Below are 22,178 nucleotides of genomic sequence, written 5' to 3' on the forward strand. Positions count from 1 at the left end.
CATGGGCGCCTTCCCGCCACCCCCGGTATGTTCGTGATCAGCTGATACGACCAGGAGCAGGTGCTTTGTCCCGAAGAGTGAGCGCGCCCGACCCGAACAAGCGAGCGGCCGCCACGCACCCCGTCCCCTGAGGTGGGTCCGCCATGCGCATCCGTACCACCTTCCCTTACGAGACGACCCACGAGGATGTCCGGATCCCGCTCCCGGACGGTACGAGGCTGTACGCCCGGGTCTGGCGGCCGGTCACCGACGACCCCGTCCCGGCCCTCCTGGAGTACCTGCCGGGCCGCCTCACCGACCGGACGGCGCCCCGCGACGGGCAGCGCCACCCCTGGTACGCCGGGCACGGCTACGCCTCCGTACGCGTCGACGTGCGCGGGCACGGGAACAGCGAGGGCCTGCCCGGGAACGCGTACGACGCCGTCGAGCCGGCGGACGGCGTGGCGGTGGTGAACTGGCTCGCCGAGCGGCCCTGGTGCACGGGGAAGGTCGGCATGTTCGGCATCTCGCGGGGCGGCTCCACCGCGCTCCGGATCGCCGCGCTCGCCCCCGGGCCGCTGAAGGCGATCGTCACGGTCTGCTCGTCCGACGACCGCTACGACGACGACTCCGCCTGGGCGGCCACCCTGCCGGACTTCGTCCGCCGGCCGCCGGACCCCCGGTACGTGGGCGAGGAGTGGCGGGAGATGTGGCTGCGGCGCCTGGAGGCGGTGGAGCCGTCCGTCCCCACCTGGCTCGCGCACCGGACGCGGGACGCCTACGGGCGGCACGGCGGCGTCCGCGAGGACCACGGCGCGATCGAGGCGGCCGTCCTCGCGGTCGGGGGCTGGCACGACCCGTACCGGGACACGGTGCTGCGGCTGGTGGAGCACCTCCCCGAGGACCGGGTGCGCGGGATCATCGGGCCCTGGTCCCACCAGTACCCGGACCAGGGGCTCCCGCCGGGGCCGGCCATCGGCTTCCTCCAGGAGACGCTGAGATGGTGGGACCACCACCTCAAGGGCGCGGAGAACGACGTCATGGCGGAACCGCTGCTGCGCTCCTGGATCAGCGCGTCGCACCCGCCGGCGACGGTGTACGAGGAGCTGCCGGGCCGCTGGGTCGCCGACCCCGCCTGGCCGTCCCCGAACATCACCCCCGTGACGTACGCCTTCCAGGGGGACCCGGTCGTGGTCGACTCCCCGCAGCAGACCGGTCTGGACGCGGGGCGCTTCCTCCCGCGCGGCAACGACGCGGACCTGCCGCCCGACCAGCGCGACGAGGACGCCCACTCGGCCTGCTTCGACTTCGTGGTCCCCGAAGACGGCCCGCCGATCGAGATCCTGGGCCGCCCTTGGGTGAGCCTGGCCCTGACCACCCCGGCCCCGACGGGTCAGGTGATCGCCCGCCTCTGCGACGTCGCCCCGGACGGCTCCTCGACCCTGGTCACCCGAGGGGCGCTCACCCTCTCGGCCCGCCACGAGGAGGCGGAGAGCTCCGCCTTCGAGCTGAACGGCATCGGCCACACCTTCCCGCCGGGCCACCGGGTCCGCCTGGCGGTCTCCTCCGCGTACTGGCCGTGGATCTGGCCCCAGCCGGACGCGGCGGGCTTCACGCTCGACCCGACCGCCTCGCACCTGACCCTGCCGGTCCGCCGCCCCACGGACGACACGGTGGAATGGCAGGAACCGGAACACTCCGAACCGCCGACCGTGGTGATCCCGGCGACCCTGGAGGAGCCTCGCCCGGAGCGTCTGGTGGTACGGGACGTGGCGAAGGGCGAATGGAGACTGGAGGTCGATCCGCGCCCTGGCGGTACGCGGGTCCATCCGGACGGCCTGGAATGCACGGAGGACGTCCTGGAGACGTACACGATCACCGAGAGGGACCCACTGTCGGCCCACACCCGCTCGGACTGGTCGATCCGCATGCACCGCCCGGAGATGGCATGGAACATCACGATCGACGCGCGCTCGGAGATCGCGTGCGACGCGGACGCATTCCTCACGTCGAACGAGGTGGTGTGCAAAGAGGCCGGTGAAGTGATCTTCCACCGGACCTGGGAGAAACGCGTTCCGCGAACGGCAGGATGAACTAAGCCATACGGCTGGATAAAGAGCCTCTTTCCCGCAGCACACAGGTCTATTCCGGGGCGCACGACATGCCCTTGATAGCTGAAGTTCCCGGAAAGTCCCGTGAGATGCATCACGCAGCGGCGGGTCGAGACTGTGAAGCTCTTGTGTATTTCCTGTGCCGAACGATAGGAAGTCCTCCTCGTTTGGATACCCGGGGGGATTCAAGTGCGCACAGCAGCGCGCCCATTCATCGTCGGCACGGCCTTCTTGATGGCTGTCCTTGCTGGAACCGAGCACGGCGCATCAGCGGCGACGCTGTGGGCACCACAGCCGAGAATCAGCGGCCCGGACGCGCCCGAGCAGCGGTGGGGTTCCGCCGAGGGGCGCGGCTTCAAGGCGAAGCCGTCCGCCACGGACGCCACCGCCTCGGGAGGTCACGACGACCCGCTCACGGCGCCTGGCGAGCTTCCAGCCGAGTTTCGGAGCGTAGGCGGCGACCTGGGTGTGGCGAAGAAGCCCGTCATGGGCAAAGCCACAGTGGTTACCGAACCTGCCCGCACGAGTATCGAAGGTTTCGACCATCGCCGCAGCAAAGAGTTGGCCAATGAGCGCGATGAGCGAAGCCGCACCTTCCTGAACCCCGACGGAACACGCACCACTCAACTCTTCGATGAGCCAGTCAACTTCCGCAAGCCGCAAGGCGGGTGGACGCCGATCGATACCACACTCGTACGACCGGACGGCGCGGCGACGATGAACGCGGGCGGCGAGTGGCGCGCCCGCTCCACGGCGGACCAGATCACCTTCGCCGAATACGGGAACACCCGTTCGCTGGTTCGCATGCAGACCGGCGAGAAGCAGTCCCTCGCATACTCCGTCGAAGGCGCCGCCCCGGTGCTTGGCAGAGTCGATGGCAGCGCAGTCACCTACCCGAATATCCGCAGAGCCACGGATCTCGAACTGGTGGCCGGCGGCGCCTCGGTCAAGGAGACCTTGATCCTGCGAAGCAAGGACGCGCCCACAGAGTGGCGCTTCCCGCTAGAACTTGATGGCCTCACAGCACGGCTGAGCAACGGCGGTGTGAGCTTCGAAGACCCCACCGGGGGGCTGCACGCCTGGATGCCCCCGGGGTGGATGGAGGACTCACGGCGGGCAGAAAACGCCAACGAGGGCGTCATATCGTCCGGTGTCAGCTACCGCCTGACCGGGAACACCGGCCACCAGGTCCTCGTCGTTACGCTCGACAAGCAGTGGCTGAACGCCCCTGAGCGTGTCTTCCCGGTCCGTGTGGACCCCTCCGTGACTGGAGTCACCTCCACGTCCGGCACGTACGTGCAGTATCCCTACAACCAGAACTTCTCGGGCGACACGGTCCTCAAGGTCGGTACCCACAACGGCGGAGGCACGAAGGCGGCGAGCTTCCTGCGCTTCGCAGGCCTTGAGAGCACTCTCAAGAATGCTTGGGTCCTCGATGCCAAGCTCAACCTCTACAACACCTGGTCGTACTCCTGCAGCGCGCGCCCGGTGACCATCCACCCCATCACGTCCAATTGGGCCGAGAGCACTACCACGACCTATCCAGGTCCAGCCACCGGCCCCTCCTTGGCCTCCAAGAGTTTCGCCCACGGATGGCGGCCGGAGGGTACGACGACCTGGTCATGCGGCCCCGCCTGGGAAGGCATGCCACTCGGCTCGGCCGGCCGCAGCCTGGTCGACGACTGGACGCACGCGCGAAAGAAGAACTACGGCCTCGCGGTGAAGGCGTCGACGTCCGACTCGCGTGCGTGGAAGCAGTTCGGGTCTGACGACTACCCGAACGGCAAGCCGCGCCTGGACGTGACGTGGACGAAGTACGGTGCGACCTACAAGGTGGGCGGGTTCGTCACACCGGTGACCGCGACCGCCGAAGGCAGCATGAAGGTCACCGTCACCAACCAGGGCCAGCAGACCTGGACGGCGGGCAGCAACTTCAAGCTCCGCTACAACCTCTTCGACTCCACGGGCAAGGCGATCACAGACGCCGCGAAGATCCGCTGGACACCCATGCCCAGCGACATCTCACCGGGTGAGAGCGTGACGCTCACCGCGAAGATCGCCCCGCTGGCCCCCGCTACGTACACGCTCCAGTGGACGATGGACGAGTACGGCGTCCGCAAATTCACTGACGATGGTGTACCCGGCGTCGCGGTCAAGTTTTCCGCCGTCAACGTTCCACCGCAGCTGACGAGCGAGTCCCCGGCGAGTGGCGCCGTGCTCAACTCGCTGACACCTTCTCTGTGGGCAGAGGGCAAGGACACCGACCGGTATCCGGGCAGCCCGCTCCAGTACACGTTCGAGGTCTGCGAAGTAAGCGGCAAGGACACCCGTAAAAACTGCCGCTCCGGCACTCGCAGCACCGCTCGGCAGTGGGCGGTGCCGAGCGGCTGGCTGTACTGGGGCAAGAACTACGCCTGGTACACATACGTCTGGGACGGTCAGGCGACATCGGCCCGTCCACACCCGGCGTTCTTCACCACTCAAGTGCCACAGCCTGCTGTCACCGGTCATCTCGGCGGTGACGGCGGACGCGAGTTCGCCTCGCGTACGGGCAACTATGCGACGGCGGCATCAGACGCCTCTCTCCCTACCGTCGGGCCCGAGCTGTCGGTCAAGCGCACCTACAACTCGCTCGACCCACGGCGTGACACGGCCTTCGGTACCGGCTGGTCCACCCGTTGGGACATGCAATTGCGGGAGGAGTTCGGAACCAATGCGGTCCTGATCACTCTGGGGGACGGCTCAAGGGTCCGGTTCGGAGTCGACCCCGACGGGTCGTATGCCGCACCGTCCGGCAGCACCACGACGCTCGCAAGGGAGGGCGAGGGCGAATACGCAGGCTGGGTCGTCCGCGAGCGCAGCGGCATCACCTACCACTTCAGCCGCGGCGGCCTTCTCAGCCTGATCGCGGACGGTGCAGGGCGGCGCCAGAGCCTTCAATACAGATACGGGGACTCCGGCCCCCTGGAGTCTGTGACGGACGAACTGTCGGGTCGCTCACTGACATTCACTTGGGCGGCCGGCCATGTCACCGCGGTGAGGACCAACGCCGTCGGCCCTGATTCGCCGGCCCTCACGTGGACCTACACCTACGACGACGACAAGCTGACGAAGGTCTGCCCGCCCTCCTCCACAACGGCATGCACGACGTACACCTACGAAGACGGCTCCATCTATCGGAGCATGGTCCTCGACGAGAATCCCGTCTCCTACTGGCGACTGGGAGAGACCGAGGGACCGGTCGGCACCAGTCAGGCGCCGTCCCGCAACGGCCTCGACGAGATCTTCCACCGCGATGTGCAGCTCGGGCAGCCCGGCGCCATCAACGGGACCAGTGACACCGCGGCGGGCTTCGACGGCACCGACTCGTCCACCGTGCTTCCAGAGACGGCGCTCCAAGCCTCGACGTTCCTCTCACTGGAGCTGTGGTTCAAGACCACCAAGCCAGGTGTGCTTGTCGGCTTCCAAGGCGGGGAACTGGAGGACGGCGTCCCCAACCCCCATTACTACAGCCCGCTGGCAATCGACACAGCCGGCAAGCTTCGCGGCCAGTTCGAGATCACAGGCAAGCCGGTCACGCCCATCGTGTCCACGGCGACCGTCACTGACGGCCAGTGGCATTACGTCGTGATGACGGGCGCCGGAACTACCCAGACCATGTACCTCGACGGTGCTCCTGTCGGCTCCCTCACCGGCCCCATCGACCACCACGAGAAGATCTACGCCTACCTGGGCGCCGGCTACTCGGCCCCCGTCTGGGACGCGACGACGGCGGGGGTCCGGCGCCTGACCGGTCAGATGGACGAAGTCGCGCTGTACCACCACGCGCTGGACCCGACGACGGTGGCGGAGCACTACGCAGCCCGCGCTCAGACGCCTCGGATGACCAAGGTCACGCTGCCGTCTGGCCGCATCCACGCCCAGGTCACGTACAACTCCGGCACGGGCCGGGTCACCGAGACCACCGACCAGAACGGTGGCACCTGGAAGATCTCGGATCCGTCCTACTCCTCCGCATCTTCGTCCTACGCGGATGCCGTGATCGGGTCGGGACCCCTGGGCTACTGGCGCCTCGGCGAACGCACCGGAGCCTCGGCATTCAGCTCCGTGGGTGATGGCATGGACGGCTCGTACCTGGACGGCACCCACCTGGGTAGCCCAGGGGCCTTCGCCGACGGCGACGACACATCGGTCACGTTCGACGGCACCGCTGATGCGGCGGTGAAGGTACCGGCGGAAGCACTCGGCACCACGACGTCGCCCTCCATCGAGCTCTGGTTCAAGACGACCAAGCCTGGTGTCCTCGTGTCGCAGCAGAACGCAGAACTGGGCACGCAGCCCACCGACTACCGGCCGATGCTGAACGTGGACGCTGCTGGCAAGCTACGCGGCCAATTGGTCGGCGGCTCGGTGATCATGACGTCTTCTGCCACCGTGACCGATGACAAGTGGCACCATGCCGTGCTTACTTCCGGCAAGGGCGCGCAGGCCCTCTACCTCGACGGCGCGGTGGTGGGGATATCGCAGCTCGATCCCGACCTCAAGCGCATGCCCCACATGTACATCGGCGGCGGCTGGTCCGCGCCAGGCTGGGACGGCGGCACTGCGGGAGAGCGAAATTTCGAGGGCCAAATCGACGAAGTGGCCTTCTACGACAAGTCACTCGTGACCTTCCGCGCGTCGAGCACTGTTGACTACGCCTATCCTGCCCCCGTAGGCAGCACGGTCGCGCGCCACTTCAAGGCTCGGACCGGCCTGGTAGAGGGCAATGCCGAGCAGTATCGGGACAGTGTCATGAGCGACGCTCCCGCCGCCTACTGGCGCTTCGAAGAGGAGGAGGGCACCAAGCTCTCCAGTGCTGTCGCCGTCAACGCCGGGGACGCCACGTTCCAGGCCACTCCGGGCACCGACGGCTCGGTAGGTCAGCTCGGCGGGACCGGCGCCTTCGGAACCTCTGGGGGCAACGCCGTCCAGTTTGCCGGCAAGACCTCCGTACAGATACCCGGGACGCTACTCGGAGGAGCTCCCGACCTCGCCGTCGAAATGTGGTTCCGGACCAGATCCCACGGCGTCCTGCTCGGGGCACAGAACACGGCTCTCGGAACGACGCCCACGACCTGGCGCCCGATCCTCAACGTCGACCAAGCGGGCAAACTCCGCGGCGAGTTCTGGCTGCCCGGCGGGGCGCCCATCACTTCAGCCCAGGTCGTCACGGACGACACATGGCACCACGTCGTGTTGTCCGCATCCGGCACCACCCAGACCCTGTACCTCGACGGTGTCCAGGTCGGCACGCTGACCGGCACCCGCGCCGATCAGCGGACCAGCCACGCCTACATCGGCGCAGGCTACGCCAGCCAGGACTGGATGGGCGTTGCGAACGGCACCTATTACTTCAACGGAACCATCGACGAGCCTGCGGTCTACCAGCACGCGCTCACCGAACAGGAGGTGTCGACCCACTACAGGGCCAAGGCGGTCTCGGCGAACGTAGCGCTCGGCGCGACCGTCAAGGTCACGAACCCCGTCGGCTACACGACAGCCACGACCTACGACGCCGTTCGGGGCAACCGCATTGCGTCCGAGACCGACGCGCAAGGCGGTGTCACCACCTATGCGTACGACAGCGGCGGCTTCCAGCACACGGTGACCGACCCCAACGGACACACGGTCACTACGGGCCACGACGCTCGTGGCAACACTGTCTCCCGTACTACATGCCGGGATGCCAACTCATGCTGGACATCGTTCATGGAATACCACGTGAACGACGCAGACCCCATGGATCCACGCAACGACAAGCCCGTCGCGGCACGGGACGCGCGTTCCGCAAACCCGGTGGACAACCGGTACCGCACGACGATGTCGTACACGTCCACCGGTCTACCTGCCACGACGACGCTCGCGGACGGGCGGTCACGTGTCAGGACGTACACCGTGGGCACCGAGGCAGCAGTGGGTGGCGGCACCGTCCCAGCCGGCCTGGTCTCCACAGAGAAGACGCCCGCAGGAGCCATCACCTCCTACGGATACGTCTCCAACGGTGATCTCGCCCAGATCACTTCTCCAGGCGGTCTCGTCACGAAGTTCACGTACGACGGGCTCGGCCGGAAACTGTCCGAGACCCAGGTGTCGGACAGCTTCCCGGCCGGCGTGACGACGGCTTACACCTACGACAGCATGTCCAAGGTCGTCACCGAGACCGGGGCAGCAGTCAAGAACGAGATCACGGGTGTCACACACACCGCCAAGATCAGCCGAACATTCGATGCCGACGGCCTGCTCCTCACCGAGTCGACCGAGGACACCACAGGCGCCGACGCAAAGCGCACCACGACCTACACCTACGACGCCCACGGGCTCAACGAGTACACCACGGATTCGGAGGGCAACCGCACCCGCTACGCTCACGACGGCTTGGGCCGAGTGGACGTCTCCATCGACCAGACCGGCAACATCTTCTCTTACCGATACACGCCCAACGGGCAACACCACGAGACCGCGCTGTGGGGCTGGAAGGGCGACCCGTCGGGGGAGAGCCGCGAGCTCGTGCTGCAGTCCAACGCGTACGACCCCGCCGGGCGCCTGGCCTCGACCACGGATGCCATGGGCGCCACAACCGCCTACACATACTTCGACGACGGCCTCTCCGCCACGACGACAGCCAAGCAGGTCACCCAGTCCGACGGAACCAAGCGCGACATCGTGCTGGAGTCGAACGCCTACAACGGCGCAGGACATCTGACCCAACAAATAACGGGTGGCGGCCGTACGACGGTCACCCACGTGGTGGACGCCACGGGCCGCACCACCAGCAGCGTGCTGGATCCCAACGGGCTGAACCGCGTCACCACCTACGGCTACGACAACGACGATCGCCTGACAACGCAGGCGAGGACGATCGACACCTCCGGCAAGAAACTGACCACCACCAGCGAGTACGACACCGCGGGCAACCCCATCAAGTCGACGCTCACGGACGGCACCAGCACGCGAGTCACCACCCAGACCTTCGACGACCGCGGCCTGCTCATATCCACGGTCAGCCCCCGCGGAAACGTTGCCGGGGCCAATGCCGCCGCCTACACCACCACGCGCCGCTACGACGAGCTGGGAAAGCTGGTGGAGCAGAAGGCTCCAGCAGTCGAGACGGAGGAGAAGGGGGAGGCTGCAAGGACGTCCCAGCCTGCACTCCTCACGGGCTACAACACCTTCGGCGAGGTCACGGAAACGAAGGACGCCCGTGGCGCTGTGACCCGCACCCAGGTCGACAAGCTCGGCCGTCCTGTCGCTGTCACGCTGCCCGACTACACCCCGCCGGGCGGCACGAAGATCACTGCCGTATCACGCACCGAGTACAACTCCGCCGGTCGCGTATCCGTCGCAACCGATCCGCTCGGCCGCACCACCCGCTACGCCTACGACCAGCTCGGTCACCTGACCACGAAAACGGACCCGGTGATCGTCAGCGGCACCCTGCCGACTCTGGCGGAGAGCGAGTTCTCAACGCTGAACAGCAACGAGACGGACCTCAGTGGCGCGGGGCTCACCCGCTACACCTGGACGCCCACTGGTAAGCAGCTCTCCACCACCGACCCGACGGGCGCGAGAAGCGAGGCGACGTACGACGAACTGGGGCGCAAGCTGACCGAGACCGCAGTCGAGCGCTACCCATCGCCACAGAACCTGACGACGCGCTACAGCTGGGACGACGCAGGCAACCAGGTCAGCTCCACCACCCCGGGCGGCCGGACGACGACCGGCGGGTACAACGCGGCGGGCGAGATCGTCTCCCTGACCGACCCGCTCGGCGGCGTCACACGGTTCGGCTACGACGGTCTCGGCCGGCAGAACGAGACCGTGGATGCGACCAACCGCAGAACCACGCAGACTCACGACGCGCTGGGCAACGTCACCGGAACAACCGACTACGGCACCGGGACGACCGCATTGCGGTCCACCAGCGCGGAGTTCGACCCGGACGGCAACCTGACGGCTTCCGTCTCGGCGACGCTGGCTCGCACCACCTACGCGTACGACGCCGCGGGTCGGAGGACCCGACAGACCGAACCGATCAGCGCCACGCGGTCGATCGTCACGAGCTTCGGCCACGACGCGGCCGGGAATCGCACCCGCCTGACGGACGGCCGTGGCAATACCACCGTGTACACGTTCACGCCGTGGAATCTGCCCGAGTCGACGGTCGAACCGGCCACCGACGCCCACCAGGAGGCCGGTGACCGCACCTGGACGACCGTCTACGACGCGGCTGGCCAGAGCATCGCCGATCTGCTTCCCGGCGGGGTCAAGCGCGAACGCGCCTACGACTCGCTGGGCCGCCTGACAGCCGAGACCGGCACGGGCGCGGAGGCGGCGACGAACGCTCGCAAGCTGGAGTACGACCTGACGGGCCGGCTCACCGCGAGCGGCACGGGCGCGGCCTCGGAACTCAACACGTACCGGTACAACGACCGGGGCCTGCTCCTGTCCGCAGCGGGTCCGGGCGGTACGTCGTCCTATGCATACGACGCGGACGGAAACATGACCCTGCGCGAGACGAGCGCTGGCGCGGCCTCCTACGGATACGACGCGGCGGGGCGGCCCGACTGGACCTGGGACTCCCTCACTGGCGGCAACATCCTGTATGACTTCGACGCCGCGGGGCGTCCCAAGGTGGAGAGGTACGCCGCCAAGCCCGAGGGCGCCGCCGACTACGTCGAGTCCGCTCGCCGCACCTTCGACTACGACGGCCTCGGCCGGCTCAAGAGCGACCGGATCACCGACCCGTCGGGGGCCATCGCGACCGCGTCGACGAGCTACGACTACGACCTCGCCGACCGCCTGACCAAGAAAACCACCGCCGGGACGGCGGGGGCCGGCGAGCAGTCCTACGCCTACGACCAGTCGGACCGCATGACCTCCTGGACGAAGGACGGTACGAACACCACCTACGACTGGGACGACGCGGGCAACCGCACGAGGGCCGGCAGCACGGTATCGACGTACGACTCCCGCAACCGGCTGCAGTCCGACGGCACCTCGACGTACAGGTACACCCCACGCGGCACCCTGTCCTCCATCACGACGGGCGAGGCCGCCCGGACCCTGGCCTTCGACGCCTTCGAGCGGAAGATCACCGACGGTTCGTCCGCATTCTCGTACGACTCGCTGGACCGCGTTGCCACGGCCGGCCCTCAGGCCCTCACCTACGACGGCGGCTCCAACGGCGTCACCGGCGATGGAAAGTCCAAGTACTCCCGTGGCCCCGGGGGGTCGCTGCAGGCGATGGTAAGTGGGACGTCCGGTCAGTGGGCCGTCACCGACCGCCACACAGACGTCGTGGCCGGGCTGTCCCCGGACGGCCGCACGGTCACGGGTTCCCGGGCGTACTCCCCCTTCGGCGAGGTCACTGCGACGGCTGGCGTCGGCGGAGCGCTCGGCTACCAGTCAGGCTGGACGGACCCTTCGTCGGGCGACGTCAACATGGCCGCCCGCTGGTACCGGCCCAGTACGGGAGCGTTCGTGTCCCGCGACACCTGGCAGCTCGACCCGAGCCCGTCGGCCCAGGCGAACCGCATGGTGTACGGGAACGCGGATCCGCTCAACCACACCGACCCGACCGGCCACTGCGCCGCCTGGTGGGCCATTCTGTGTGAGGCCGTATCCGCCTTCACGGAAGACCTCCTGGGGCCGAACACCTCAACCGCTGTCGGGCCGACCTGCGGAATCATCATCGACCGGTGTGACACCAAGTACACCACTTACGCGCTGACGAGCCAGGCGGACCACGCGGCTACCGCCCCACGGGGCAACAGCAACTACGACACCCCCTTGGGCTACGGACGGGTAGTGAGCAGTCGAGGGTCGAGTTCCGGAGGCGACAGTCGCGGCAACCAGTACCGCTGCAACGGCACGTGCGGTACGACCACGGTCAAGCCCCCGAAGCCGCCGATCGATCAGAACCCGAACAACGACTGGAACCCGTTCCCGGCCCCGACCCTTCCTCCGGCCATCGCGGTATGGGCAGCGGCGACATGGACAGCGACCACGGGCGTCACCACCGCCACCTTCACCTCAAAGGCGATGCTCGATCTCCTGGCGATCGCCATGTTTGCACCCGACGTCATCAACGGCCCCGATCCGCGCCTCCAACCCCAGCCTGGCGGGGGCACTCGTGGACGTACACGCAAGGACAACAAGTGCGACGATGGACCGGGTGTGAGCCCGACCGGGCACCAGATCTATCTCCCTCGCGAGCGGTACTACGACAGCTTCAGCATGCGTGAGGAATGTCGCGCCACCGGCGTCTACGGTCTCCTGGACTACAGCGATCTGACGACAAAGGCCAAACCGGGGCCGGGTACCTCCACTGGCTCCAAGAAGCCTCCAGGGTACGCCGAGATACGCTCGTATGGCGGGGAACCGCACAACGGGCATCTGATACCCAAGCTCGGTGGTGGATCCGGTACGGACCTGCGCAACCTCGTTGCGCAATACAGCCACGTGAACACGCCGTACTTGAGGGACACTATCGAGAAGGACATTCGTGACGGGCTCGAATCTGGAAGGCGCGTCACAGTGTCGATCGTTCCGCACTACGACAACAACAGCTCCGGAATTCCTTCGCGAATCGAATACAACTACTCGATCGCGGGAAGTGGCGAGTGGAAGCACTGCACCGTCTATAACCAGCTGTCCGGCGGAAAGACTGTCGGAACTCCCAACTGCCCACAGAAGAAGTGAGGGATTCAAATGGATTACCTGGGAGCGGTGTTTGCCTTGATGGGCGAGCCACGCACGGCCTACGCCGCCCCTAGCACAGCGTGGGAGCACATTGAAGCAAATCTCAACATTACTTTCCCAGAAGAATACAAGCGAATCGTGGAGACGTACGCCCCGGTGCAGGTGAACTGGCACCTCGACCTCCCGCACCCCTCGGAAGACCTCGACATATTCTTGAGGCAGACCATTGAGGCCTTCCGGGAAACAAGCTGGGGCGAAGGCGTCGCGTGTCCCGGATTCGAGAAGACAGGTCCTAGGTTCGGCGGCAGGACGGGAATGGTACCCCTCGCCACCACCGACCGAGGTGAGTACGTGTTCGCCGCGAGAGACAGGGAGGGGAACTCCTGGCGGATCCTTACCTGCGACGGCGACGAGCAGGACTTCTACGAATACCGGATGGGGTTCGCAGAGTGGCTGCACGGGTACTTGACCGGTGGCGATATGGTCGGTCCGGGAAGCTCGGTATTCTACCCCGGACCCCTCCGCCTGGAACGCTGGACACGGGTCCCGGGTGAATCCTCAATCGTGTGGGAGGGACCCGAGCGGTAAGCGCCATACTGCTGAGGGGCCCGCATTCCTGGTGGAATGCGGGCCCCTCACTCACTGCTCTGATCAGGCGTTCGAACCGGCCTTGCGGCGACGGACGATGAACATCGCGCCGGCACCGAGGACGACGGCCGCGCCACCCGCGAGGGCGATCTGCGGAACGATGTCGTTCGAACCGGTGTTGGCGAGGTTGCCGTTGGTGGAACCGGTCGTTCCGCCGTTCACCGGGGTGGTGGAGGTGCCTCCCTGCTCGGTGGTGTTGGTGTTGCCGCCACCGTTGGAGCCACCGTTGGAGCCGGTCGAGGGCTTGCTGCCCTTGACGATGCCGAACTCGGCGTAGGCGCCCTCCTCCGACCAGCCGCAGGAGCCGTCCTCGTTCATGTAGGCACCGCCACCGATCACAATGCCGTCGCCGGCCGGGGCCTTGGCGTCGACGGTGACCTTCAGCTTGAAGTCGAAGGAGCCGCCAGGCTTCAACGCGGCGAGGCTGGAGAAGCCCTCCTCGTCGTCGATCGGCTGCCACTTCGGGCTGTTCGCGGAGGACCAGGTCAGGTCGAGGAACTTGTCCTGCTCCTCGTCCATGGCGAAGGCCTCGGCGTAGCCGCCGACCTCGCCCAGCTGAACCTCGCCCTTGTTGGTCAGCCGGAAGGTGAAGACGCCGCTGGTACCGGCGGTGATCTTCTGCGGGCCGGTCATGGTCGCGACGAGGTTCTGGTCGACGGTGCACTCACCCTCGCCCGGCTCCTCCTCCTCGGCCTCCTTGAGCGCCTGCTTGGCGGCCTCAAGGTCCTTGTCCGCGTCGAGCTTCGTCTGCTTGGCGGTCTCGACGTCCGCCTTGGCTGCGGCCAGCGCGTCGTCGTACGCCTTCTGCGCCTGCTTGGCGGCCTCGGCCTTGGTCTCGGCCGTGGTCTTCGCGGTGTCGGCGACAACCTGGGCCTCGGAGACAGCAGTCTCGGCGGCAGCCTTCTCTTCGGCCGTGGCGTCGGCGGGCAGCGCCGCCAAGGCCTCCTTGGCCTTCGTCAGCTTGTCGTCGGCCGCGGTCTTGGCGGCGGCGGCCTCGTCGGCCGCCGTCTGCGCGTCGGCGGCGGCGACCTTCAGCTTATTGTCGGCCTTCTTCAGGTCCTCGACGGCCTTCTCGGCGGCGTCGAGAGCGATGACCGAAGCGTCGTAGGCGGTCTTCGCCTTGGCGACCGCGAGCTGCAGCTGCTCCAGCGTCGGGTTCTGCTTCTGCTCCTGGGCCGGCGCCGCCGGCTTCGTGTCCGCGAACGCCGGAGCGGCGGAGAGGAGGACGACCGGGGTCGTCACGGCGGCGGCGACGGCCGTCGCGAGAATGCGGCGAATCTTCAAGGCAGACCTTTTCTGGTCGAAAGAAGAAGGATGGAAGAAGGGGGGCTGCGCCTGCGGCGGTCTTCACGCGGCGCGGCGTTGCCGAGATCGTATGGCCCGGATAAGGCCCGGGAAAAGAGCGAATTGAACGCGCTCAGCCGCACCCCCGCCCCACTGCAGGCATAAACCGCGCGAACATGGACAGTTGTGCACGGAGGCCTCACTTTTTGTGTGACCCATGTCATCCGCGCCGAGCGTCCCGCCCCGTAACGTGTCCCCCACACCCGTGGAAAGCGAGGCAAGCACCGATGCCCGAGCAGTCCCCGCTCGACCTCGCCGAAGGCGATCCCTTCGGCCCGCACAACCTTCCGTACGGCGTCTTCTCCACCGCCGACGAGCCCGACCGGCGGAGGGTCGGCGTCCGCATCGGCGGTCATGTCCTCGACGCGGGAGCCGCCGCGCACGCCCTCGGATCGCCGTACGCCGCGCTGCTCGCACAGCCCAGCCTCAACCCCCTCCTCGCCGCCGGCCGGACCGCCTGGCGCGATGTGCGCCGGGCCCTGACCGCCTGGGTGACCGTGCCCGCGCACCGGCCGGAGATAGAGCCGCTGCTGCACCCGCTCGACGCGGTCACCATGCACCTGCCGTACGAGGTCGCGGACTACGTCGACTTCTACGCGAGCGAGCACCACGCCACCAACGTGGGCCACATCTTCCGCCCGGACGGCGAGCCGCTCACGCCCAACTGGAAGCATCTGCCGATCGGTTACCACGGTCGCGCGGGCACGGTCGTGGTCTCCGGCACCGAGGTCGTGCGCCCCTCCGGGCAGCGCAAGGCGCCCACCGACCCGGCTCCCGTCTTCGGGCCTTCCGTGAAGCTGGACATCGAGGCGGAGGTCGGCTTCGTCGTCGGCACCCCGTCCGCCCAGGGAACGCCGGTCCCGCTCGCCGACTTCCGCGAGCACGTCTTCGGTCTGACGCTCCTGAACGACTGGTCCGCCCGGGACATCCAGGCCTGGGAGTACGTACCGCTCGGCCCGTTCCTCGGCAAGTCCTTCGCCACGTCCGTCTCGGCCTGGGTGACCCCCCTGGAGGCCCTGGACGCAGCCCGTACCGCGCCGCCCGCCCGGGACTTCGACCTGCTGCCGTACCTGGACGACTCCGGCGAGGAGGAGCACGGCGGCTTCGACCTGCGGATCACCGTCGAGATCAACGGCCAGGTGGTCTCGGAGCCGCCGTTCGCCACGATGTACTGGACGGCCGCCCAGCAGCTCGCCCACATGACGGTCAACGGAGCGTCGCTGCGGACCGGTGACCTGTACGGCTCCGGCACGGTCTCCGGCCCCGAGGTGCACCAGCGCGGCTCGCTGCTCGAACTGACCTGGAACGGCCGCGACCCGCTCGAACTGCCCACCGGCAAGCGGACGTTCCTGGAGGACGGCGACGAGGTCACGCTGACCGCGTGGGCTCCGGGCCCGGACGGCACCCAGGTCGCGCTCGGCGAGGTGACGGGCCGGATCGTTCCGGCGGCCTGACCCCCCAATGGGTCACTCCGCGTGCGGGACCCCTCACCGGCGGCCCATGCTGCTGTCGGTGGGGGACCCGACACTCCCGTTCAAGGAGCACGCAGATGCCCGCACGATCCCGTCCGCTCATAGCCGCACTCGGCCTCGCGGCCGCTGCCTCGCTGGTCCTGGTGACCGCCCCGGCCTCGGCCGCGAAGCCGGACCACGGCTGGCCCCACCCGGACCTGAAGAGGGCGTACGACGCCACGGTGAAGTACAAGTCGGAACAGGCAGCCATCGCCGACGGCTACGTCCGGACGAACGAGTGCGTCGAGGACCCGAAGCTCGGCGGCATGGGCTTCCACTACTTCCACGTCGGCCGGAACGGCCTGCCCGACCAGTTCGGCACGAACCCGCAGAAGCCCGCCGCCCTGGTGTACGCGGAGGACCACAAGGGTGGCGAGCGCAAGCTGGTCGCCTTGGAGTACATCGTCCCGAACACGGGCCAGCCCACCGCCCCGCAGCTCTTCGGCAAGAGCTTCGACGGGCCGGAGGTTGTCCCCGGTGTGGGGAGCATCTACTCCCTGCACGCCTGGATCTTCAAGAAGAACCCGAAGGGCGTGCTCACCCCGTACAACCCGAGGGTGGAGTGTTGCGACGAGGAGAAGCCGAAGTCGTAGCCGTACGCGTCAGGGCCCGGTCGCCGCTCGCGCGGAGACCGGGCCCTGAGTCGCGTACGGGCGCCCCTACCGGACGAAGACGCTCGCCTGGTTCGCCAGGTCCAGGAAGTACTGCGGCGCCAGGCCGAGCACCAGCGTCACGACCACACCGACCGTGATCGTGGCCGCCGTGAAGCCCGAGGGCACGGCGACCGTGGGGCCGTCGGCCTTCGGCTCGCTGAAGAACATCAGCACGATCACCCGGATGTAGAAGAACGCGGCGATCGCCGACGAGACGACGCCGACCACGACCAGCGCGCCCGCGCCGCCCTCCGCCGCCGCCTTGAAGACCGCGAACTTGCCGGAGAAGCCGGAGGTCAGCGGGATGCCGGCGAAGGCGAGCAGGAAGACCGCGAAGACCGCGGCCACGAGCGGCGAACGACGGCCGAGACCCGCCCACTTGGACAGGTGCGTCGCCTCGCCGCCCGCGTCCCGCACCAGCGTGACGACGGCGAACGCGCCGATCGTCACGAAGGAGTACGCGCCCAGGTAGAACAGCACCGACGAGATGCCGGTGGGCGTCGCGGCGATGACACCGGCCAGCAGGAAGCCCGCGTGCGCGATGGAGGAGTACGCGAGGAGCCGCTTGATGTCGGTCTGGGTGATCGCGACGATCGCGCCGCCCAGCATGGTGACGATGGCGACGCCCCACATGACCGGCCGCCAGTCCCAGGTGAGGCCCGGCAGCACCACGTACAGCAGGCGCAGCAGCGCGCCGAACGCGGCGACCTTCGTCGCGGCCGCCATGAAGCCGGTGACGGGGGTCGGCGCGCCCTGGTAGACGTCCGGGGTCCACATGTGGAACGGCACGGCGCCGACCTTGAAGAGCAGGCCCATCAGGACCAGGGCGAAGCCGATGAGCAGCAGGACGTCGTTGCCCATCGTCCCGGCGAGGGCCGGGTCGACCGCGGTGACCGAGCCGTCGACGACGTCGGCGATGGTGGCGTACGAGACGGAGCCCGCGTAGCCGTAGAGCAGGGCGATCCCGAAGAGCAGGAACGCCGAGGAGAAGGCACCGAGGAGGAAGTACTTGACCGCCGCCTCCTGCGACATCAGCCGCTTGCGGCGGGCGACGGCGCAGAGCAGGTAGAGCGGCAGCGAGAAGACCTCGAGGGCGATGAAGAGCGTCAGGAGGTCGTTGGCCGCGGGGAAGACCAGCATGCCGGCGACGGCGAACAGCGCCAGCGGGAACACCTCGGTGGTGGTGAACCCGGCCTTGATCGCGGCCTTCTCCTGCTCGCCGCCGGGGACGGCCGCGGCCTCCGCGGCGAAGGAGTCGACCCTGTGGCCGTGGTCGGCGGGGTCGAGCCGGCGCTCGGCGAAGGTGAAGACCGCGACGATCGAGGCCAGCAGAATGGTGCCCTGCAGGAAGAGCGCCGGGCCGTCCACGGCGATGGCGCCCATGGCCGCGATGTGGGCCTTGGTGGAGCCGTAGCCACCGGCGGCGAGGCCGACGATCGCGGCGAAGGCGGCGACGAGCGCCAGGACGCTGAGGAACACCTGGCTGTGGTAGCGGCCCTTGCGGGGCACGAAGGCCTCGACGAGGACGCTGAGGACCGCGGCGCCGACCACGATGAGGACGGGCGACAGCTGGACGTACTCGATATGGGGTGCCGGGATCTTGCTGACGGGCTCGGCGGCCGTCGTCCACAGGCTGTGGACAGCCGTTGCGCTCACTTGGCCGCCTCCACTTCGGGTGCAGGGTCCTTTTGCTGGACGTCGGACATGGTGTGCTCCACGGCCGGGTTGACGATGTCCGTCAGGGGCTTCGGAAACACGCCGAGGAAGATCAGCAGGGCGATCAGCGGGGTGACCACGACCAGTTCGCGCACCCGCAGGTCCGGCATCGTCCGGACCTCCTCCTTCACCGGGCCCGTCATCGTCCGCTGGTACAGGACGAGGGTGTAGAGCGCGGCGAGGACGATGCCGGTGGTGGCGATGATGCCCGCCACCGGGTACCGGGCGAACGTGCCGACCAGGACCAGGAATTCGCTGACGAAGGGCGCGAGACCCGGCAGCGAGAGGGTGGCCAGACCGCCGATCAGGAAGGTGCCGGCGAGCACCGGGGCGACCTTCTGCACACCGCCGTAGTCGGCGATGAGCCGCGAGCCGCGCCGGGAGATCAGGAAGCCGGCGACCAGCATCAGCGCGGCCGTCGAGATCCCGTGGTTGACCATGTAGAGCGTCGCGCCGCTCTGGCCCTGGCTGGTCATGGCGAAGATGCCCATGATGATGAAGCCGAAGTGCGAGATCGAGGCGTACGCCACCAGGCGCTTGATGTCCCGCTGGCCGACCGCGAGCAACGCCCCGTAGACGATGCTGATCAGCGCGAGCGCGATGATCACCGGGGTCGCCCACTTCGAGGCCTCCGGGAAGAGCTGGAGGCAGAAGCGGAGCATCGCGAAGGTGCCGACCTTGTCGACGACCGCGGTGATGAGGACGGCGACCGGGGCGGTCGCCTCCCCCATCGCGTTCGGCAGCCAGGTGTGCAGCGGCCACAGCGGCGCCTTCACCGCGAAGGCGAAGAAGAAGCCGAGGAAGAGCAGCCGCTCCGTGTTGGTGGCCATCTCCAGCTGCCCGCTCGCCCGGGCCTCGGCGATCTCGGTGAGGGAGAAGTTCCCCGCGACCACGTAGAGCCCGATGACGGCGGCCAGCATGATCAGTCCGCCGACCAGGTTGTAGAGCAGGAACTTGACCGCCGCGTACGAGCGTTGGGCCGCCGCGTTCTCGTCCGAGCCGGCGTGGGCGCGGTCGCCGAAGCCGCCGATGAGGAAGTACATCGGGATGAGCATGGCTTCGAACAGGATGTAGAAGAGGAAGACGTCGGTGGCCTCGAAGGAGAGGATCACCATCGCCTCGACCATGAGGATCAGGGCGAAGAAGCCCTGGGTCGGCCGCCAGCGCGACGACTTCGTCTCCAGGGGGTCGGCGTCGTGCCAGCCCGCCAGGATGACGAAGGGGATCAGCAGCGCGGTGAGCGCGATCAGTGCCACCCCGATGCCGTCCACGCCCAGTTCGTAGCGGACCCCGAAGTCCTTGATCCAGGAGTGGGATTCGACGAGCTGGTAGCGGTCGCCACCGGGCTCGAAGCGGACCATGACGACCGCGGCGAGCGCGAGCGTGACCAGCGAGACCAACAGCGCCAGCCACTTGGCCGCCGTACGGCGGGCGGCGGGGACGGCGGCGGTGAGGATCGCACCGACCGCCGGCACCGCTGCCGTGGCCGTCAGCAGGGGGAACCCCGCGTTGACTACTTGGGACATGGCGATCACACCGCCCTCATCAGCAGGGTCGCGGCGATCAGCACCGCCGTACCTCCGAACATGGAGACCGCATACGAGCGGGCGTAGCCGTTCTGCAGCTTGCGCAGCCGGCCGGACAGACCGCCGACCGAGGCCGCGGTCCCGTTGACCACCCCGTCGACCAGGGTGTGGTCGACGTAGACGAGCGAGCGGGTGAGGTGCGTGCCGCCCCGGACGAAGACGACGTGGTTGAAGTCGTCCTGGAGGAGGTCGCGGCGGGCGGCCCGGGTGAGCAGCGAGCCGCGCGGCGCGGTGACCGGGACGGGCCTGCGCCCGTACTGGAGGTACGCGAGCCCGACGCCGAGCACCATGACCGCGACCGTGGCGGAGGTGATGGCTCCGGCGCTGATCGGCGGGTGCCCGTGCTCGAACGCGGTGACCGGCTCCAGCCAGTGCACGAAGCGGTCGCCGATCCCGAAGAACGCGCCCGCGCCGACCGACCCGAAGGCCAGCAGGATCATCGGGATCGTCATCGACCTCGGCGACTCGTGCGGGTGCGGCATCTCGCCGGGGTGCACCTCGATGCCCGGCTCGACGCTGGGCGCCGTGTCCGGGTCGGGCGCGGGCTGCCAGCGCTTCTCGCCGAAGAAGGTCATGATCATCACGCGCGTCATGTAGTACGCGGTGATGGCGGCGCCCAGCAGGGCGACGCCGCCGAGGATCCAGCCCTCGGTGCCGCCCTTGGCGAAGGCCGCCTCGATGATCTCGTCCTTGGAGAAGAAGCCGGACAGGCCCGGGAAGCCGATGATGGCGAGGTAGCCGAGGCCGAAGGTGACGAAGGTGACCGGCATGTACTTCCGCAGGCCGCCGTACTTCCTCATGTCGACCTCGTCGTTCATGCCGTGCATGACCGAACCGGCGCCGAGGAAGAGCCCGGCCTTGAAGAAGCCGTGCGTGACCAGGTGCATGATCGCGAAGACGTAGCCGATGGGGCCGAGGCCCGCCGCCAGGATCATGTAGCCGATCTGCGACATGGTCGAGCCGGCGAGCGCCTTCTTGATGTCGTCCTTCGCGCAACCGACGATCGCACCGAAGAGGAGCGTGACCGCGCCGACCACGGTGACCACGAGCTGCGCGTCCGGGGCGCCGTTGAAGACGGCGGCGGACCGGACGATCAGATAGACACCGGCGGTGACCATCGTGGCCGCGTGGATGAGGGCCGAGACCGGGGTCGGGCCCTCCATCGCGTCCCCGAGCCAGGACTGCAGCGGCACCTGGGCCGACTTGCCGCAGGCGGCGAGGAGCAGCATCAGCGCGATCGCCGTCAGCGTGCCCTCGGACGTCTCGCCCGCCGCCGAGAGCACCGGCCCGAAGGCGAAGGTCCCGAAGGTGGTGAACATGATCATGATGGCGATCGACAGGCCCATGTCGCCGACCCGGTTGACCAGGAAGGCCTTCTTCGCGGCGGTGGCCGCGCTGGGCTTGTGCTGCCAGAAGCCGATCAGGAGGTACGAGGCGAGACCGACGCCCTCCCAGCCGAAGTACAGCAGCAGGTAGTTGTCGGCGAGGACGAGGAGCAGCATCGCCGCGAGGAACAGGTTCAGATAACCGAAGAAGCGGCGCTTGCGCTCGTCGTGCTCCATGTACCCGATCGAGTACACGTGGATCAGCGTGCCCACGCCGGTGATCAGCAGTACGAACGTCATCGACAGCTGGTCGAGCTGGAAGGCGAGGTCCGCCTGGAAGCCCTCGACCGGGATCCAGCTGAACAGCCGCTGGTGCAGGGCCCGGTCGTCCGCGCTCCTGCCGAGCATGTCGGCGAAGAGGACGGCACCGATGACGAAGGAGACGGCCGCGAGCAGCGTGCCGAGCCAGGGCCCGGCCTTGTCCAGGCGCCGCCCGCCGCACAGCAGGACGGCCGCTCCCAGCAGAGGCGCCGCGACGAGCAGCGCAATCAGGTTCTCCACA

9 protein-coding genes are annotated in these 22,178 nt (G+C 68.0%); 5 read left to right on the forward strand and 4 right to left on the reverse strand.

What is annotated here, in order from left to right:
* Positions 1–143 precede the first annotated feature (143 nt).
* From ACFYV5_RS17870 to ACFYV5_RS17880, 3 genes are all read left to right on the forward strand, one after another.
* Complete coding sequence (locus tag ACFYV5_RS17870; RefSeq protein WP_389169232.1) at positions 144–2,072, forward strand: CocE/NonD family hydrolase; 1,929 nt, start codon at positions 144–146, stop codon at positions 2,070–2,072.
* Positions 2,073–2,576: 504 nt separating this feature from the next.
* Entirely contained in the window at positions 2,577–12,833 is a 10,257-nt protein-coding gene (locus ACFYV5_RS17875; protein ID WP_389169967.1) for a LamG-like jellyroll fold domain-containing protein, read from the forward strand.
* Positions 12,834–12,872: 39 nt separating this feature from the next.
* Positions 12,873–13,421, forward strand: a complete 549-nt coding sequence (locus tag ACFYV5_RS17880) for an SMI1/KNR4 family protein (RefSeq protein ID WP_389169970.1) — start codon at positions 12,873–12,875, stop codon at positions 13,419–13,421.
* A 63-nt stretch (positions 13,422–13,484) separates the two neighbouring features.
* Here the strand turns inward: ACFYV5_RS17880 and ACFYV5_RS17885 are convergent, their stop codons facing one another.
* Positions 13,485–14,765, reverse strand: coding sequence for a peptidase (locus ACFYV5_RS17885; protein ID WP_389169233.1), 1,281 nt, complete (start codon positions 14,763–14,765; stop codon positions 13,485–13,487).
* Positions 14,766–15,052: 287 nt separating this feature from the next.
* Between ACFYV5_RS17885 and fahA the strand changes: the two genes are divergently transcribed.
* Positions 15,053–16,279, forward strand: coding sequence for a fumarylacetoacetase (fahA, locus tag ACFYV5_RS17890; protein WP_355104937.1), 1,227 nt, complete (start codon positions 15,053–15,055; stop codon positions 16,277–16,279).
* 95 nt (positions 16,280–16,374) lie between these two features.
* Positions 16,375–16,929: a hypothetical protein gene (locus ACFYV5_RS17895; protein ID WP_355104935.1), complete on the forward strand. Its 555-nt coding sequence runs from the start codon at positions 16,375–16,377 to the stop codon at positions 16,927–16,929.
* A 66-nt stretch (positions 16,930–16,995) separates the two neighbouring features.
* Here ACFYV5_RS17895 and nuoN read toward each other — a convergent pair whose 3' ends face one another.
* Genes nuoN through nuoL form a run of 3 tightly spaced genes read right to left on the reverse strand, consistent with a single transcriptional unit; the run spans position 16,996 to position 22,177 of the window.
* Positions 16,996–18,645: an NADH-quinone oxidoreductase subunit NuoN gene (gene nuoN / locus ACFYV5_RS17900; protein WP_355104933.1), complete on the reverse strand. Its 1,650-nt coding sequence runs from the start codon at positions 18,643–18,645 to the stop codon at positions 16,996–16,998.
* A complete protein-coding gene (locus ACFYV5_RS17905; protein WP_389169235.1) occupies positions 18,642–20,231 on the reverse strand; it encodes an NADH-quinone oxidoreductase subunit M in 1,590 nt (529 codons plus the stop codon). The genes nuoN and ACFYV5_RS17905 overlap by 4 nt, the downstream gene beginning before the upstream one ends.
* A 5-nt stretch (positions 20,232–20,236) precedes the next feature.
* Positions 20,237–22,177 (reverse strand): NADH-quinone oxidoreductase subunit L, encoded by a 1,941-nt coding sequence (gene nuoL / locus ACFYV5_RS17910; RefSeq protein ID WP_389169237.1) that lies wholly within the window; start codon positions 22,175–22,177, stop codon positions 20,237–20,239.
* Position 22,178 lies beyond the last annotated feature (1 nt).

It is taken from the genome of Streptomyces sp. NPDC003035 (assembly GCF_042888285.1).
Taxonomy (GTDB): domain Bacteria; phylum Actinomycetota; class Actinomycetes; order Streptomycetales; family Streptomycetaceae; genus Streptomyces.

What these genes read in the sequence shown, in the direction of transcription:
- ACFYV5_RS17880 (WP_389169970.1), top strand. Translation starts at nt 12,873, where the DNA reads ATGGGCGAGCCACGCACGGCCTACGCCGCCCCTAGCACAGCGTGGGAG.
- ACFYV5_RS17875 (WP_389169967.1), top strand. Translation starts at nt 2,577, where the DNA reads ATGGGCAAAGCCACAGTGGTTACCGAACCTGCCCGCACGAGTATCGAA.
- fahA (WP_355104937.1), top strand. Translation starts at nt 15,053, where the DNA reads ATGCCCGAGCAGTCCCCGCTCGACCTCGCCGAAGGCGATCCCTTCGGC.
- ACFYV5_RS17870 (WP_389169232.1), top strand. Translation starts at nt 144, where the DNA reads ATGCGCATCCGTACCACCTTCCCTTACGAGACGACCCACGAGGATGTC.
- ACFYV5_RS17895 (WP_355104935.1), top strand. Translation starts at nt 16,375, where the DNA reads ATGCCCGCACGATCCCGTCCGCTCATAGCCGCACTCGGCCTCGCGGCC.
- ACFYV5_RS17905 (WP_389169235.1), bottom strand. Translation starts at nt 20,231, where the DNA reads ATGTCCCAAGTAGTCAACGCGGGGTTCCCCCTGCTGACGGCCACGGCA.